Origin of the sequence: Oscillatoria sp. FACHB-1406 (assembly GCF_014698145.1) — a bacterium.
In the GTDB taxonomy this organism is placed as follows: Bacteria; Cyanobacteriota; Cyanobacteriia; order Cyanobacteriales; family Spirulinaceae; genus FACHB-1406.
Window position 1 is genome coordinate 86861 of record NZ_JACJSM010000013.1, and the last position, 13272, is coordinate 100132.

General features: G+C 47.8%; 14 protein-coding genes. 10 read left to right on the top strand and 4 right to left on the bottom strand.

What is annotated here, in order from left to right; genetic code table 11:
- Nucleotides 1-199: 199 nt before the first annotated feature.
- The 3 genes from H6G50_RS14220 to H6G50_RS14230 are packed head-to-tail and all read left to right on the top strand — an operon-like array spanning nt 200 to nt 3255.
- Nucleotides 200-1474 carry an ABC transporter substrate-binding protein gene (locus tag H6G50_RS14220; protein WP_190717357.1) on the top strand — a complete coding sequence of 425 codons (1275 nt, stop codon included), beginning with the start codon at nt 200-202 and terminating at the stop codon, nt 1472-1474.
- A 9-nt stretch (nt 1475-1483) separates the two neighbouring features.
- Nucleotides 1484-2380 (top strand): ABC transporter permease subunit, encoded by an 897-nt coding sequence (locus H6G50_RS14225; RefSeq protein WP_190717360.1) that lies wholly within the window; start codon nt 1484-1486, stop codon nt 2378-2380.
- Nucleotides 2381-2415: 35 nt separating this feature from the next.
- Nucleotides 2416-3255: a carbohydrate ABC transporter permease gene (locus tag H6G50_RS14230; protein WP_190717362.1), complete on the top strand. Its 840-nt coding sequence runs from the start codon at nt 2416-2418 to the stop codon at nt 3253-3255.
- Nucleotides 3256-3261: 6 nt separating this feature from the next.
- Here H6G50_RS14230 and H6G50_RS14235 read toward each other — a convergent pair whose 3' ends face one another.
- Nucleotides 3262-3423 carry a hypothetical protein gene (locus H6G50_RS14235; protein ID WP_190717364.1) on the bottom strand — a complete coding sequence of 54 codons (162 nt, stop codon included), beginning with the start codon at nt 3421-3423 and terminating at the stop codon, nt 3262-3264.
- Between the two features lie 276 nt (nt 3424-3699).
- On the opposite strand from H6G50_RS14235, the gene H6G50_RS14240 reads away from it, so the two are divergent.
- Entirely contained in the window at nt 3700-4557 is an 858-nt protein-coding gene (locus H6G50_RS14240; protein WP_190717366.1) for an SH3 domain-containing protein, read from the top strand.
- Between the two features lie 131 nt (nt 4558-4688).
- Here the strand turns inward: H6G50_RS14240 and H6G50_RS14245 are convergent, their stop codons facing one another.
- Nucleotides 4689-4937 carry a hypothetical protein gene (locus H6G50_RS14245; protein ID WP_190717368.1) on the bottom strand — a complete coding sequence of 83 codons (249 nt, stop codon included), beginning with the start codon at nt 4935-4937 and terminating at the stop codon, nt 4689-4691.
- Between the two features lie 15 nt (nt 4938-4952).
- Complete coding sequence (gene sufR, locus H6G50_RS14250) at nt 4953-5615, bottom strand: iron-sulfur cluster biosynthesis transcriptional regulator SufR (protein WP_190717370.1); 663 nt, start codon at nt 5613-5615, stop codon at nt 4953-4955.
- Nucleotides 5616-5856: 241 nt separating this feature from the next.
- On the opposite strand from sufR, the gene sufB reads away from it, so the two are divergent.
- The 5 genes from sufB (at nt 5857) to H6G50_RS14275 (ending at nt 11850) form a co-directional block, all read left to right on the top strand.
- Nucleotides 5857-7299 (top strand): Fe-S cluster assembly protein SufB, encoded by a 1443-nt coding sequence (gene sufB / locus H6G50_RS14255; RefSeq protein ID WP_190717372.1) that lies wholly within the window; start codon nt 5857-5859, stop codon nt 7297-7299.
- 283 nt (nt 7300-7582) lie between these two features.
- Nucleotides 7583-8371 (top strand): Fe-S cluster assembly ATPase SufC, encoded by a 789-nt coding sequence (sufC, locus tag H6G50_RS14260; RefSeq protein WP_190717374.1) that lies wholly within the window; start codon nt 7583-7585, stop codon nt 8369-8371.
- Entirely contained in the window at nt 8368-9735 is a 1368-nt protein-coding gene (gene sufD / locus H6G50_RS14265) for a Fe-S cluster assembly protein SufD (protein ID WP_190717375.1), read from the top strand. The genes sufC and sufD overlap by 4 nt, the downstream gene beginning before the upstream one ends.
- Nucleotides 9736-9830: 95 nt before the next feature.
- The gene (locus H6G50_RS14270) at nt 9831-10457 is read left to right on the top strand and encodes a nitroreductase family protein (protein WP_190717377.1); all 627 of its coding nucleotides are present in this window, start codon (nt 9831-9833) and stop codon (nt 10455-10457) included.
- Between the two features lie 127 nt (nt 10458-10584).
- Nucleotides 10585-11850 carry a SufS family cysteine desulfurase gene (locus H6G50_RS14275; protein WP_190717378.1) on the top strand — a complete coding sequence of 422 codons (1266 nt, stop codon included), beginning with the start codon at nt 10585-10587 and terminating at the stop codon, nt 11848-11850.
- A gap of 16 nt (nt 11851-11866) precedes the next feature.
- Here the strand turns inward: H6G50_RS14275 and H6G50_RS14280 are convergent, their stop codons facing one another.
- A complete protein-coding gene (locus H6G50_RS14280) occupies nt 11867-12226 on the bottom strand; it encodes a peptidoglycan-binding domain-containing protein (protein WP_199302953.1) in 360 nt (119 codons plus the stop codon).
- A gap of 230 nt (nt 12227-12456) precedes the next feature.
- On the opposite strand from H6G50_RS14280, the gene H6G50_RS14285 reads away from it, so the two are divergent.
- Nucleotides 12457-13266, top strand: coding sequence for a hypothetical protein (locus tag H6G50_RS14285; RefSeq protein WP_190717380.1), 810 nt, complete (start codon nt 12457-12459; stop codon nt 13264-13266).
- Nucleotides 13267-13272 lie beyond the last annotated feature (6 nt).

The following is a 13272-nucleotide window of genomic DNA, read 5'->3' on the forward strand; positions in this document are numbered from 1 at the left end:
ACATTTATTGAAACTAGACTTTACTAAGCTTGATGGAGGTGTCCCCGATCGCCGCTAGGGAGATAACCGAATCTTGCAAGATTAGAACGCGACTTGTTGTGGGAACAGTCTGTCAGCGACAATGGGGATAAGCGCGATCCCCATAGGGTTTATCTCGCCGACTGGCTAGTTTTCGCTGCCCCCCCGCGATCGAGTTGTAATGAAAGGAATATCTTTAATTCGGGCAATTTTTGTGCTGCTGCTTGTCTTTCTTACAGCTTGCGGTTCCACAGATTCAGCAACAGTTGTTAAGTTGAGTGGTTGGCAAAGCAGTCCTGCCGAAAAACAATTGCTCGAAGGGGTACTCAGAGATTTTGAAGCAACCCATCCCAGCATTAAGGTTAAATTCGAGGTCATTACCGACCAGTACATGGACGCGATTAAAACGCGCTTGATTGGGGATGCGGCTCCCGACCTCTTTTATCTCGATGCCCTAGAAGCGCCGTTATTGATGCGCAGCGCCGTACTCGAACCCCTCGATCCTTATATCCGTCCTGAAGATGAGGTAGCGGACTTTGAACCGGCGTTTTTGAAAGCCTTTCAGAATGGCGGCAAAACTTATGGCTTACCGAAAGATTTTTCCACCTTAGCGCTATTTTATAACCGAGACTTGTTTGCGCAAGCCGCGATCTCCGATCCGCCGAAAACCTGGGAACAATTCATCGCCGACGCACAAAAACTGACGCGCGATCCCAACAACGACGGCAGACCCGAACAATACGGCTTTGGTCTTATCCCCGAACTCGCCCGCAACTCCTTTTTATTGAAAGCCCTCGGACGCGACTTGACCAATCGACAAGGATATGCAATATTCGCCCATCGCCGCAGTCTCAAAGGACTGCAATCCCTCGTCGATTTATATCGCGGAACCCCCAACGGAAAGCACTCAATAACGCGCGCCGCCGCCGTTCCCTCCGATGTTGGAGCGAGTTCCGGCAGCGAAATGCTCGGACAAGGCAAAACCGCAATGGTTATCGAAGGCAGTTGGGCGATTCCCTACTTTAAAGAAACCTTTCCTAAGCTGCAATTTGCCACCGCAGAAATTCCCACTCCCGGACGCAAACCTGGAACGATGGCTTATACCGTTGCTTACGTTATGAATAAGCAATCGAAACACAAACAAGCCGCTTGGGAAGTTTTAGCTTACTTAACCGGAAAAGAAGGCATGGAAGCTTGGGCAAAAGGCGGACTCGTTCTCCCCGCCCGCCGTTCCGTTCTTACTCGCCTCGGTTACGATACCAATCCCCTTTACGCTCCCTTCGTTGCTGGTGCAAAATATGCCACCATTTGGCAAGGTGGAGAAACGTTATCGATTATTAATACTCATTTTAACAATCAGTTTTTAAGCGCGCTGTTGGGCGAACAATCGTTGCAACAAGCCATGCAAAAAGCCCAAGATTCAGCCAACCGAGAAATCAAAACATCAAACTACTGATTGCTAGCCGTGCTTGTCAAAATCAAGAAATCGACAAAACTGCAAGAAACTCTGTCGGGTTATTTATTTGTAGCTCCCGCAGTCCTTATTCTCGCAACTTTTACTTTTGCCCCCATTCTCTATTCGATCTTTCTTTCCTTCCATAAAGTTCGGATTCTCGGAGAAATTCAGTATCGCTTCGTTGAATTCAAAAACTTTGCTCGAATTTGGAGCGACGAGCGATTCTGGATTGCGCTCAAAAATACCGCAGAATACGTCCTTTTAGTCGTACCGATTCAAACGGCACTCGCTCTAGTTTTAGCTGCATTGCTCAACGCTAAAATTAAGGGCCGCAAACTTTTTAGAGTCCTGCTCTTTCTCCCGACAGTTACTTCTTCTGCCGTTCTCGTTCTCATCTTTATTTGGATTTATAATAGTAATGGATTACTCAATAACTTTTTGGCATTTCTCCACTTACCAACTTACAATTGGTTAGGCGACCCGAATGTCGCACTGAAGTCGATCGCAATTATGAATATCTGGTCAACCGCACCCTTTTTTATGGTCATTTATTTAGCAGCGTTGCAAGATATTCCCGAATCGCTTTACGAAGCCGCAAGACTCGATGGGGCAAGCGCGATCGACCAGTTTTTTACGATTACTTTACCGCTGCTTCGTCCCGTAACTTTATTTGCGGTTGTTGTCGGCATTATCGGTACTTTTCAACTGTTCGACCAATCTTACATTTTTTCCGGCGGATCGGGCGGTCCCAATAATTCAACGCTTACGCTCGTTCTGTTGATTTACCAATATGCCTTTAAAAATTTAGAAATGGGCTATGCTTCCGCGCTAGCTTTAATTCTCGCCTTGGTCATTCTCATTTCAACTTTAATTCAGCGCCGCTTCTTCCAGACCGAGAAACTTTAGTCTTATCCTGTGTCTCCCGCTTTTTCTCCCGAACTATGTACAATCCTACACAAACCGAAAATCGCTTGAAAATTCTACTCTACGCGATTTTAATCCTTTATTCGATTGTCACCTTTATTCCCTTTGCTTGGGCTTTATCTGCCTCCTTCAAACCCCTCGATGAAATCGTGAGAGGCGGGTTAAACTTTATTCCCCAACACTTCACTTGGGATAACTATCAAAAGATTTTTACAACCTCTCCCCTGTTCGGACGCTGGTTGTTGAATAGTGCGTTTGTTGCTGTTTGCGTGATGGGACTCAATCTCATTTTTAATTCGATGGCAGGTTATGCCCTAGCGCGCATTAAGTTTCCGGGAAATGCTCTATTATTTAGCTTAGTGTTGGCTGTCTTGATGATTCCCGGACAAGTCACGCTCATCCCTAGCTTTTTGATTCTGAAAAAACTCGGTTGGCTCAATACTTACCAAGGGCTAATTGTTCCGACAGGAATTAATGCTACGTTTATTTTTATGATGCGACAGTTTTTCCTGAGTTTTCCCCAAGAATTGGAAGAGGCCGCAGCATTAGATGGTTTGGGGCGCTGGGAAACGTTTTGGAAAATTGTGATGCCGCTGGCGAAACCAGCACTCGCGGCGCAAGCGATTTTTGTATTTATGAGCGCGTGGAATAGTTTTCTGATGCCGTTGATGATTTTATCGGAACCGGAAATGTTTACCCTGCCACTCGGTTTGAATACCTTTAAGGGGCAGTATATTAGCTACTGGAATTACATTATGGCGGCATCAATGGTCTTTACCCTGCCGGCATTAGGAGTTTATGCGTTTTTTAATCGCTATTTCATTTCGGGCGTGACTTTTACGGGAACGAAGGGATAAGTTTAATTAAAAATTAAAAATTAAAAATTTCAAGCTGAAAATCAGACTGACGGGCGCGGGAAGCATTTCGCCGCGAAAGTCGAGGAGTTGAACTAAGATGAGGTAGCCAAGGGCGAGGGCGATTGAAATAACGCCTGTGAGGATAGCAACAATTTTTCCGCGTTCCATATCAAGATTTCTACCAATAGGTTTAGGTCTGAAAGATTTGCAAGCTTGATTGAGGTGGGCTGCTTTACTCAGCTTAGCGTATCGGAAAACATCGCGATTTTCTGGTTCTACAGCCTAAAGTCGTCTAAAATTTTGGGTAGGGGTTGCCCCGATCTTGAAAACAAGTGTGACATATCCGCACTAGAGCATCTGCTATGCTTTATTGTGCTGTTATCTATCTATTTTTCTGAGTTCCGCGAACAGTGTGTGTTTCATTAGTGAGGAGATGCAGAAATCATGAAAAAAGTCAAGGGTAGCAAATTTGTATCATTGTTAACTGTTAGTGCGATCGCTAGTTCTAGTGTAGCGATTCCGGCGGCGATGGCGCTGGAAAATGCACCGGCTACCGCATCGGCGGCAGAAAGCGTACAGTTAGCCCAAGGATTAGTCGGTCAGTGCCGCGCTGTGAAGCGTTCGGTCTTTATTTATTCCGAGCGTTCGACCACCTCTCAACGAGTCCGAGCGCTGGCTGCCAACGAACAGGTTACGTTAGCCGATAACGGCGGCGGCGGCTGGATTGCCATTAGCGCGCCCGCGGCCGGTTTCGTGCAAACGGCAGAACTGAAAGGATGTACCGGACAGCCGCAGCCTCCCCAACCGCCGGTGAGTATGTGCCGCCAGGTTATTACAGATCTGAACGTTCGCGATAACCCGAATACCAGCGCTCGCGTCATCCGTTTGATGCGCGCGGGGCAACAAGTGACGCTGAAGAGCGCTCAAGAAGTTACGGCTGCTGACGGTCGCATTTGGGCGGAAATTACCGGCCCGGTTGCGGGTTGGATTTCGACTCGTCCGAATGCCTCTAGTACGAGCAATCTCGTTAACTGCTCGGGCAATCCCATGCCGCCGATGCCGCCGCAACCGCCGTCGCCGCCGTCTTCCAAGTCGTGTAAAATCGCTTTCCCGCAAGGTCTGCGCCTTTGGAATTCGCCCACCGGCGCGGTGATTGGCGGAATTCCCTTTAACCGCGATATTACGCTGACGGGTCAACGTCAAGTTATCGGCGATCGCGTTTGGGTGGAAATTTCTGCTCCTACGCGCGCTTGGATTTCCAGCGGTTTTGTGGGAACGGAACGGAATATTGCCTGCCCGTAATCGAACGATAAAGTTCTACGGTTTTAGTGCTTAAATCGGAGGGAGAAGGTCAATGAATGCAGCCTTCTCCCTCTACATCTTAAAGTCGGCCTGCACTCTCAGAAGAAAATGCCAGAGGCGTTCTCATCCCATTAAGGCGACCACTTCAAAACGGCGGCATCAATCCCCTGTTCTCGTCGAATCTTACTATCTTTCTCAAACCACTCAACAATCTGTTGCGGCGTTAGCTCCTCAATGGAAACTTGACAGTCTTCTGCAATTAACTTCAACACGCGCAGCGAAGAAATGGTTAGACGAGTTAAAAACTTTTCTGGCGATGAAAGCAAGGCTTTATCGACATCGGCAGACTCTTCTGTTGTTAAAAACTGAATTTCCGACATATTTTAATTATTAACCTATCTCTCTTCATGATTGGCCGCTTTAACAATCGAATATCCGCAGCGATGTTCGCCGCCGTTAATCCAATGCGTGCGCTTTACAATGCAATCCGGCAGCACGGCAGCAAACATTTCTAATTCGTGTCCGCAAACGCTAGGGAATGATTCGGCAACCTCAGAAATTGCACAGTTATGTTCGGAAAAGATGTACTGTTCTGTTCCCGGTTCGACTTCAGCAGAAAGCAACTCAGTCATATATCCTTCTTCTTGGCGCAACTGAAGCAAATTTAGCACTCGTTGCTTTAGCGTACCTTGACCGATGCGATCGCGGTACTCCTGCGCCTTGCGTTCCCACTGCTTCCGTAATACCACGCTCACCTGTTCCTCCCCCACCGTCTCCACCAACGTATCGAGGAAAGATACCGTAAATTCGCTGTAGCGATGGGGGAAGCGATCGCGCCCTTTCCGGCTAAGATTGTACAGGTATTGAGGACGGCCCATCCCACCCTGCACCGCAGAATGTTCGATGAGTCCCTCCTCCTCCAAATCCTTCAGGTGTCGTCGCGTCGCCTGCGGACTGATGCCCAGCGCTTCTGCTAAATCCTGTGCCGTTGCGCTAGCCTGCTTGAGCAAATACTGGAGAATATCCTGCTTAGTAGAAGCGTGTGAAATCGTTGTCATCGTTCCTCAGCCCGAACGCCGTTAAAGCGAGTTTCCAAAAAATTTTCTTTAACTTTGACAACACCGTTGTTGTTAATGTAGCCTACAATAAGGACTTAAACAATAACCGTGTTGTTTAAAAAGCTACCTTCTATAGTAGCCTAAAGTCCGAACCGCCATTGCAGTTCCCCTGCAATTGCAGCAAAAAGCCCGCCCAATCCCGGCTTCTCCTAACCCAGAGCAGAAGAACACTCAACCATCCATGAGCGCCTCAACCGTCAAAACCCTCGTCAACCAACCCTATAAATACGGTTTCATCACCGACATTGAAAAAGAGACCGTCCCGCGCGGTTTAAACGAAGACATTATCCGCACCATCTCCGCCAAAAAGAACGAACCCGAATTCATGCTCGAGTTCCGCCTGCGAGCCTATCATCAATGGCTGAAGATGGTCGAACCCACCTGGCCTCACGTTAATTATCCCGCGATCGACTACCAAAACATCATCTACTACTCTGCCCCCAAACAGAAAAAAGAAAAACTCGGCAGCTTAGACGAAGTTGACCCCACCCTCCTCGAAACCTTCGAGAAACTCGGCATTCCCCTCTCCGAACAAAAACGCCTCGGTAACGTCGCCGTCGATGCCATCTTCGATAGCGTCTCCATCGCCACCACCTTCAAAGAAAAACTCGCCGAAAGCGGCGTAATTTTCTGCTCGATTTCCGAAGCACTCCAAGAACATCCCGAACTCGTCCAAAAATACCTCGGTTCCGTCGTTCCCACCGCCGACAACTACTTCGCCGCCCTCAACGCCGCCGTCTTTAGCGACGGTTCCTTCGTCTTCATCCCCAAAGGCGTAGAATGTCCGATGGAACTCTCCACCTACTTCCGCATCAACGACGGCGACACCGGACAGTTCGAGCGCACCCTCATCGTCGCTGAAGAAGGCGCATCCGTCAGCTACCTCGAAGGTTGCACCGCCCCCATGTACGACAGCAACCAACTCCACGCCGCCGTCGTCGAACTCGTCGCCCTCGACAACGCCAACATCAAATATTCCACCGTCCAAAACTGGTACGCAGGCGATGCAGAAGGCAAAGGCGGTATCTACAACTTCGTTACCAAACGCGGACTCTGTAAAGGCGTTAACTCCAAAATTTCTTGGACGCAAGTCGAAACGGGTTCTGCGATTACTTGGAAATATCCCAGTTGCGTCCTCGTCGGCGACAACTCCGTCGGCGAATTTTACTCCATTGCCCTCACCAACAACAAACAGCAAGCCGATACCGGCACCAAAATGGTTCATATTGGGCGCAATACTCGCAGCCGAATTATTTCTAAAGGGATTTCTGCGGGCGGTTCTAAAAATAGCTATCGCGGCTTAGTGAAAATGGGACCTAAAGCTAAAGGTGCGCGCAACTATTCCCAATGCGACTCGATGTTAATTGGAGATAATGCCGAAGCCAATACCTTTCCTTACATTCAAGTCGAAAATCAAACGGCTAAAGTCGAACACGAAGCCTCGACTTCTAAAATTGGAGAAGACCAACTGTTTTATTTCGCTCAACGCGGGATTTCTTCGGAAGATGCGATTTCGATGCTAATCAGCGGCTTCTGTAAAGATGTCTTCAACGAACTGCCGATGGAATTTGCTGCCGAAGCCGACAAACTCTTGAGTTTGAAACTCGAAGGAACGGTGGGATAATTGATAATGGACAATTGATAATGGATAATGGATAATTCTGAAACTCAATTGAGGAGAGTAAGCGCTGTTTAGGCGACTACCCGCTTCCATTCCCTCAAAAACCTTGGGTGTCCTTTATCTCCTTGTTGATAATTGACAATTGATAATTCCGGAACTCAATGGAGTAGAGCGCGCTGTTTAGGCGACTACCCGCTTCCATTCCCTCAAAAACCCTTAGTGTCTTTGTCGATAATTGACAATTAATAATTCCGGAACACAGTTTATCCGACTCCACAACAAAACGATGATTCAAGAAAATAGCGAAACCATTTTATCCGTCCGGAACTTAACCGCCAACGTCGAAGGAACGCCCATCCTCAAAGGCGTAAACTTAGAAGTTAAAGCCGGTGAAATTCATGCCATTATGGGGCGCAACGGCTCCGGAAAAAGTACCTTCTCGAAAGTGTTAGCCGGACACCCCGACTACGAAATCACCGGCGGCGAAATTATCTTTCACGGCGAAAATATTTTAGAACTCGAACCGGAAGAACGCGCCCTCAAAGGCATCTTCCTTGCTTTTCAATATCCCCTAGAAATTCCCGGCGTGAGTAACGTCGATTTCTTGCGCGTTGCTTATAATGCCCGCCGCAAACATCAAGGTTTAGAAGAACTCGATGTCTTCGACTTTGAAGAATTAGTTGAAGAACGGCTCGATGTCGTTAGAATGGATCCGAGCTTCCTCAGCCGCAGCGTTAATGAAGGATTTTCTGGCGGCGAAAAGAAGCGGAATGAAATCTTACAAATGGCGCTATTGGAACCGAGCTTAGCGGTTTTAGATGAAACCGATTCCGGGTTGGATATTGACGCGCTGAAAATTGTAGCAAATGGCGTAAATCAGTTGGCAACGTCGGAGAATGCAACCGTGATGATTACCCACTATCAACGCTTGCTCGATTATGTCAAACCCGATTTCGTTCACGTCATGCAAGAGGGACGCATTATTACCAGCGGCGGCAAAGAATTAGCTTTAGAATTGGAATCGAGAGGATACGATTTTCTGGACGAATCTTTTGCGGAGGCGAGCGCATCATGACTATCGAAGTATCGGAAAACCCGACGCTGAATGCGGAACGCCCTGGCGATGAGTATTTAAAGGCGTTGTTGCGACAGAGTGAAGGGACTAAAGTAAAGGCGCGCGCAGAAATTGTGGGCTGGTTGCAAGAGTTGCGCCAGCGTTCTGCCTACAATGTCGTCCAACAGCGAATGCCAAATCGACAGGATGAGGAGTGGCGCTTTACGGATTTGTCGGGATTGTTGGCGGTAGATTTTACGGCGGCAGAAGCAGTCTCGGTTAGCAAAAATGATATCGCTCCGTTTGTTATTCCAGAAGCAGAACGCAGTCACCTGGTTTTTATTAATGGCATTTACGACCCGGAACTTTCAGATATTTCGGCTTTACCGGAAGGGGTATTTGTCGGAAATTTAGCCGAACTTCCCCTCGATAAGAGTTACAGCGCGATTGAATATGTTGCCAGTCATAAGCTTTGTGAAGGCGATGTATTTTCGACGTTGAATATGGCAGGTTTTCCCGATGTAGGGATTGTTTGGGCGCAGCAGGGCGTTCGCTTAGAAGTTCCGATTCATCTGCTCTTTTTAACAGCGACGACAGAACAACCTATTCTTTGCCATCCTCGCGTTTTAGTAGTATTGGAACCGGGCGCGAGTTTATCGCTGGTGGAACAGTATGGTTCGATTACAGCGAATTGTCCGGCGCTATCCCATCATGCTTATTTTACGAATTCAGTTGCAGAAATTTTTCTCGGGGAGAAAGCGAGTATCAATCATACGCGCTATCAACAAGAAGCTGCCGATAGCTTTCATATCGGTACGAGTGTGATTTGTCAGGAACGCGAGAGTAGATATACTGTCAATGCGATTAGTGTGGGCGCGCAATTGTCGCGGCACAATTTGGAAATCCGGCAGTTAGGGGAAGCGACGGAGACTTATTTAAATGGGTTAAGCGCGATCGCGGGCAGCCAAATCGCCGATACTCATAGTAACCTACACCTCGCCCATCCCCACGGCGTTGCCGACCAACTCCATAAATGTATTGCCGACGACAGCGCCCGCATTATTTTTAATGGGAAAGTTTTCGTTCCTAAAGCCGCGCAAAATACTAACGCCGCCCAACTCAATCGCAATTTATTGCTATCGCCGAAAGCGCGCGTCGATACCAAACCGGAATTACAAATTACTGCCGATAACGTTAAGTGTACTCACGGTGCAACGGTGAGCCAAATTGATGCTGAAGAACTGTTTTATTTACAGAGTCGCGGTATTAATTCGGATAGCGCGCGCGAATTACTTTTAGATGCGTTTGCCGGAGAAATTTTGGAGCGTATTCCCCTCGAATCGATGCGGCAGCATTTAGGGCAATGCGTTGCTTGTCGAAGTTAGCTGAATTCGAGCGACAAAGGTTTATGATTTGGGATTTCCCATCTGAAAATTGCAAGCCGCCAGCGGTCTTTAATTCTTAACACATCACAATGGAAATGAGCGACAATAACGCCGATATAACCTCCGATAAAATTGCTGAAACGCAATATCCCATTGATGACTTACTGAGCCATCGTTGGAGTCCTTTAGCCTTCGACAATCGCCCCGTCGAAACTGATAAGCTCTACAGCATTTTAGAAGCAGCAAGATGGGCAGCTTCTTGCTTTAACGAGCAACCTTGGAGTTATATCGTTGCTACCTCAGATAACGAAACTGAATTTCAACGCTTGCTCGATTGTTTGGTTCCGGCAAACCAGGAATGGGCGAAGAATGCTCCCGTTTTAATGATTTCAGTCGCCAAATTAAATTTTGAGCGGAATGGTAATGAAAACCGCCATGCGTTTCATGACGTTGGTGCAGCTTCAGCTAACTTAGCCATTCAAGCAATGGCCCTCGGCTTATTTGTTCATCAAATGGGCGGATTCGACATCGATAAAGCCAGAGAAACTTATAACATTCCTTCCGGTTACGAAGCCGTTGCCGCGATCGCGGTAGGATATTTAGGAGAGTCAGAAAGTCTCTCAGAAAAACTTCAACAACGAGAAGCCGCTCCTCGCACTCGCAAACCTTTAGAACAATTTGTTTTTTCGCAGGATTGGGGACAATCTCTTCAATTAAAGTGAAGGCATCGTCATTCAATCAAAAGACGTGCGTAGCAATGCTAGCTTCCTACAGAATTAAACGCTGAGTCTCTTCGCGTCGGCAGTCTGAAGTTATCGAAAAAATTTCCCTATTTAACAATTCCCTAAAATGACCGCTCTTACCCGAGAAAAAAGTTTAGCCGATCGCGTCCGCGCTGATTTCCCCATTTTAGCTCAAGAAATCCACGGCAAACCCTTAATCTATTTAGATAGTGCTGCGACTTCTCAAAAACCGCTAGTCGTTCTCGATAAATTACGGAATTACTACGAACGAGATAATGCCAACGTTCATCGCGGCGCGCATACTTTGAGCGTGAGAGCGACGGAAGGATACGAAGGCGCGCGAGATAAGGTTGCTACTTTTATCAATGCGGCTTCGCGCAATGAAATCGTCTTTACGCGCAATGCCTCGGAAGCTATTAACTTAGTGGCTTATAGTTGGGCGCGCAATAGCTTAAAAGCGGGCGATGAAATTATCCTGTCGGTGATGGAACATCACAGCAATCTCATCCCGTGGCAAATGATTGCTAAAGAAACGGGAGCGCAAATCAAGCACGTTCGCTTAAGCAGCGAAGAAGGATTCGACTTCGAGCATTATCAATCCCTACTTTCGGATAAAACGAAGTTAGTTTCCGTCGTTCATATTTCTAACACTCTGGGCTGTATCAATCCCGTTGAAGAGATTATCGCTGAAGCCCATCGCTACGGTGCAAAAGTGTTAATCGATGCTTGCCAAAGCGCGCCCCATTTTCCCCTTGACGTGCAAGCAATGGATTGCGATTGGTTAGTCGCTTCAGGGCATAAAATGTGCGCGCCCAGCGGGATAGGTTTTCTGTATGGGAAGTTGGAACACCTCGAAGCAATGCCCCCATTTTTGGGCGGCGGCGAAATGATTGATGAGGTTTTTTTAGACCATTTCACTTATGCCGAACTTCCCCATAAATTTGAGGCAGGAACGCCAGCCATTGCAGAGGCTATTGCGTTAGGAGAGGCAGTCGATTATTTAATGAAGATTGGTATGGATAATCTTCATGCTTACGAAGAAGAACTAACCGCCCATTTGTTCGCAAAACTCGCTAAAATTCCTAACCTAAGAATTTACGGCCCGAAACCGACGGTTAAAGGCAAAGGAAGGGCAGCACTGGCAGCGTTTAATGCGGAAGGATTAGACTCTAGCGACGTTGCAACGCTCTTGGATAACGAAGGAATTGCGATTCGTTCCGGACACCACTGCACGCAACCTTTGCATCGCATTTTAGGCGCTTCTGGAAGCGCGCGCGCGAGCTTATATTTTTACAATACAACCGCAGAAATCGATCGCTTCGTTGCCGCTTTGCAAGAAACCATCGATTTCTTTACCACAAATCTGGAATAAAGTCAAGTTAATTGCTTTAATCCCAGAGCGTACCGCCCAGCATCCGCCAAGTCGCCGCCCCGACAATGCCATCGGCGGTGAGGTTGTATTGAGTCTGAAATTTTTTGACGGCTGCCTCGGTTTTGTTATCGAAGCTGCCGGTGCGATCGCTCGGTTGGAGATGGCTTCCTGCTATTAAAATATTCTGGAGCAAGCGCACGGCTCCACCGCTCGCCCCTTTCCGCAGAGTGGGAAGCTCTACGGTTGTCGCTGGCGCGGCAGCGGGGGCAGCTTGGGGGGTAGGGCTGGTGGGGTATTGCGCGCGTGCCGGAAGACCGGCTAGCATCGAAATCGAGCAGGTGAGAATGGCGGCAGTACAGATAATTCTCTTATTCATGGTTCGGTGCAAATTCTAAGTGTAATTACTGGGTGATGCGACGGCACTGCGCGATCGCAGGTTCCCAGAAATCGAAAATAGTACCCTTCTTTTTTTTGTTTTGAATGTTTATTCCGCGCAGCAATATTAGGTTGCTCGGGTCTAGTTTTAGGGGTTACACTTCAGATGTTATTCGGCAAAATGCTGGACTGAATTATCGGGATACGGAGCGACTCCTCGAGGACAAGGCAATGGAATTACAAACCAAAGAGCTAAAATTTTTGCTGGAGTTATTGGGGAAAAAAGGGTATCGCGCCTCCATCAGCGAACTCAAGCCCAATGCTAAGATGCCAACGTCGGAACGCGATCGCATTTTTCGGCAGTTGCGACAGCGCGAGTTAGTCGATGGGGTGGAGGAGATAACGCATTTCAAGATCGATCCCGCCGGTAAAGCGTTGCTAGAAATCGCGGCAGAACAATCCTTGCTAACGCTTCAAGAGTTAAAAGTGCTGCGAGCGTGCGAAACGGGGACGATTACGCCGGGGAAAACCGGGGTTCCGAGTGGCGAGCGCGCGGCCGTTATCCAGAGTTTACGCGATCGCGGCGTAATTCAAGCGGTTAAAACGCAAATTAAAGAGGTTTGGTTGGCAGAACGGGGCAAGCTTGCTCTAGCGAAGGAGTTTGAAGCCAGCGGCGGCGGCAATATTACCTTAAGCAAAAAAATGCTTGGTAATTATCTCAAATTTTTGCGTAAGTTTTTAGTAGCAGATAATTCAGCATCGAGTCAAACTAAGCCGAGCGATGAAGAAATTTTAGCTCGCATTGTCGAACTCGATCGCAGCTTGGGGACGAACAATTATTTACCCATTTTTCATCTGCGCGAAAAACTGCAACCGCCCCTCTCGCGTACCGAACTCGACGAAGCCCTTTATCGCCTACAAGAACAGGACAAAATCGAGTTAAGTTCTCTGGTTGAAGCCAACGCTTATACGCCCGAACAAGTCGATGCGGGGATTCCCCAACCGATTGGCGGTTCGCTGTTTTTTATTATGCTTTCCTAGGCGCAG

Coding starts and splice junctions, on each gene's coding strand:
- H6G50_RS14220 (WP_190717357.1), top strand. CDS start 200: ATGAAAGGAATATCTTTAATTCGGGCAATTTTTGTGCTGCTGCTTGTC.
- H6G50_RS14230 (WP_190717362.1), top strand. CDS start 2,416: ATGTACAATCCTACACAAACCGAAAATCGCTTGAAAATTCTACTCTAC.
- H6G50_RS14235 (WP_190717364.1), bottom strand. CDS start 3,423: ATGGAACGCGGAAAAATTGTTGCTATCCTCACAGGCGTTATTTCAATC.
- H6G50_RS14240 (WP_190717366.1), top strand. CDS start 3,700: ATGAAAAAAGTCAAGGGTAGCAAATTTGTATCATTGTTAACTGTTAGT.
- H6G50_RS14245 (WP_190717368.1), bottom strand. CDS start 4,937: ATGTCGGAAATTCAGTTTTTAACAACAGAAGAGTCTGCCGATGTCGAT.
- sufR (WP_190717370.1), bottom strand. CDS start 5,615: ATGACAACGATTTCACACGCTTCTACTAAGCAGGATATTCTCCAGTAT.
- sufB (WP_190717372.1), top strand. CDS start 5,857: ATGAGCGCCTCAACCGTCAAAACCCTCGTCAACCAACCCTATAAATAC.
- sufC (WP_190717374.1), top strand. CDS start 7,583: ATGATTCAAGAAAATAGCGAAACCATTTTATCCGTCCGGAACTTAACC.
- sufD (WP_190717375.1), top strand. CDS start 8,368: ATGACTATCGAAGTATCGGAAAACCCGACGCTGAATGCGGAACGCCCT.
- H6G50_RS14270 (WP_190717377.1), top strand. CDS start 9,831: ATGAGCGACAATAACGCCGATATAACCTCCGATAAAATTGCTGAAACG.
- H6G50_RS14275 (WP_190717378.1), top strand. CDS start 10,585: ATGACCGCTCTTACCCGAGAAAAAAGTTTAGCCGATCGCGTCCGCGCT.
- H6G50_RS14280 (WP_199302953.1), bottom strand. CDS start 12,226: ATGAATAAGAGAATTATCTGTACTGCCGCCATTCTCACCTGCTCGATT.
- H6G50_RS14285 (WP_190717380.1), top strand. CDS start 12,457: ATGGAATTACAAACCAAAGAGCTAAAATTTTTGCTGGAGTTATTGGGG.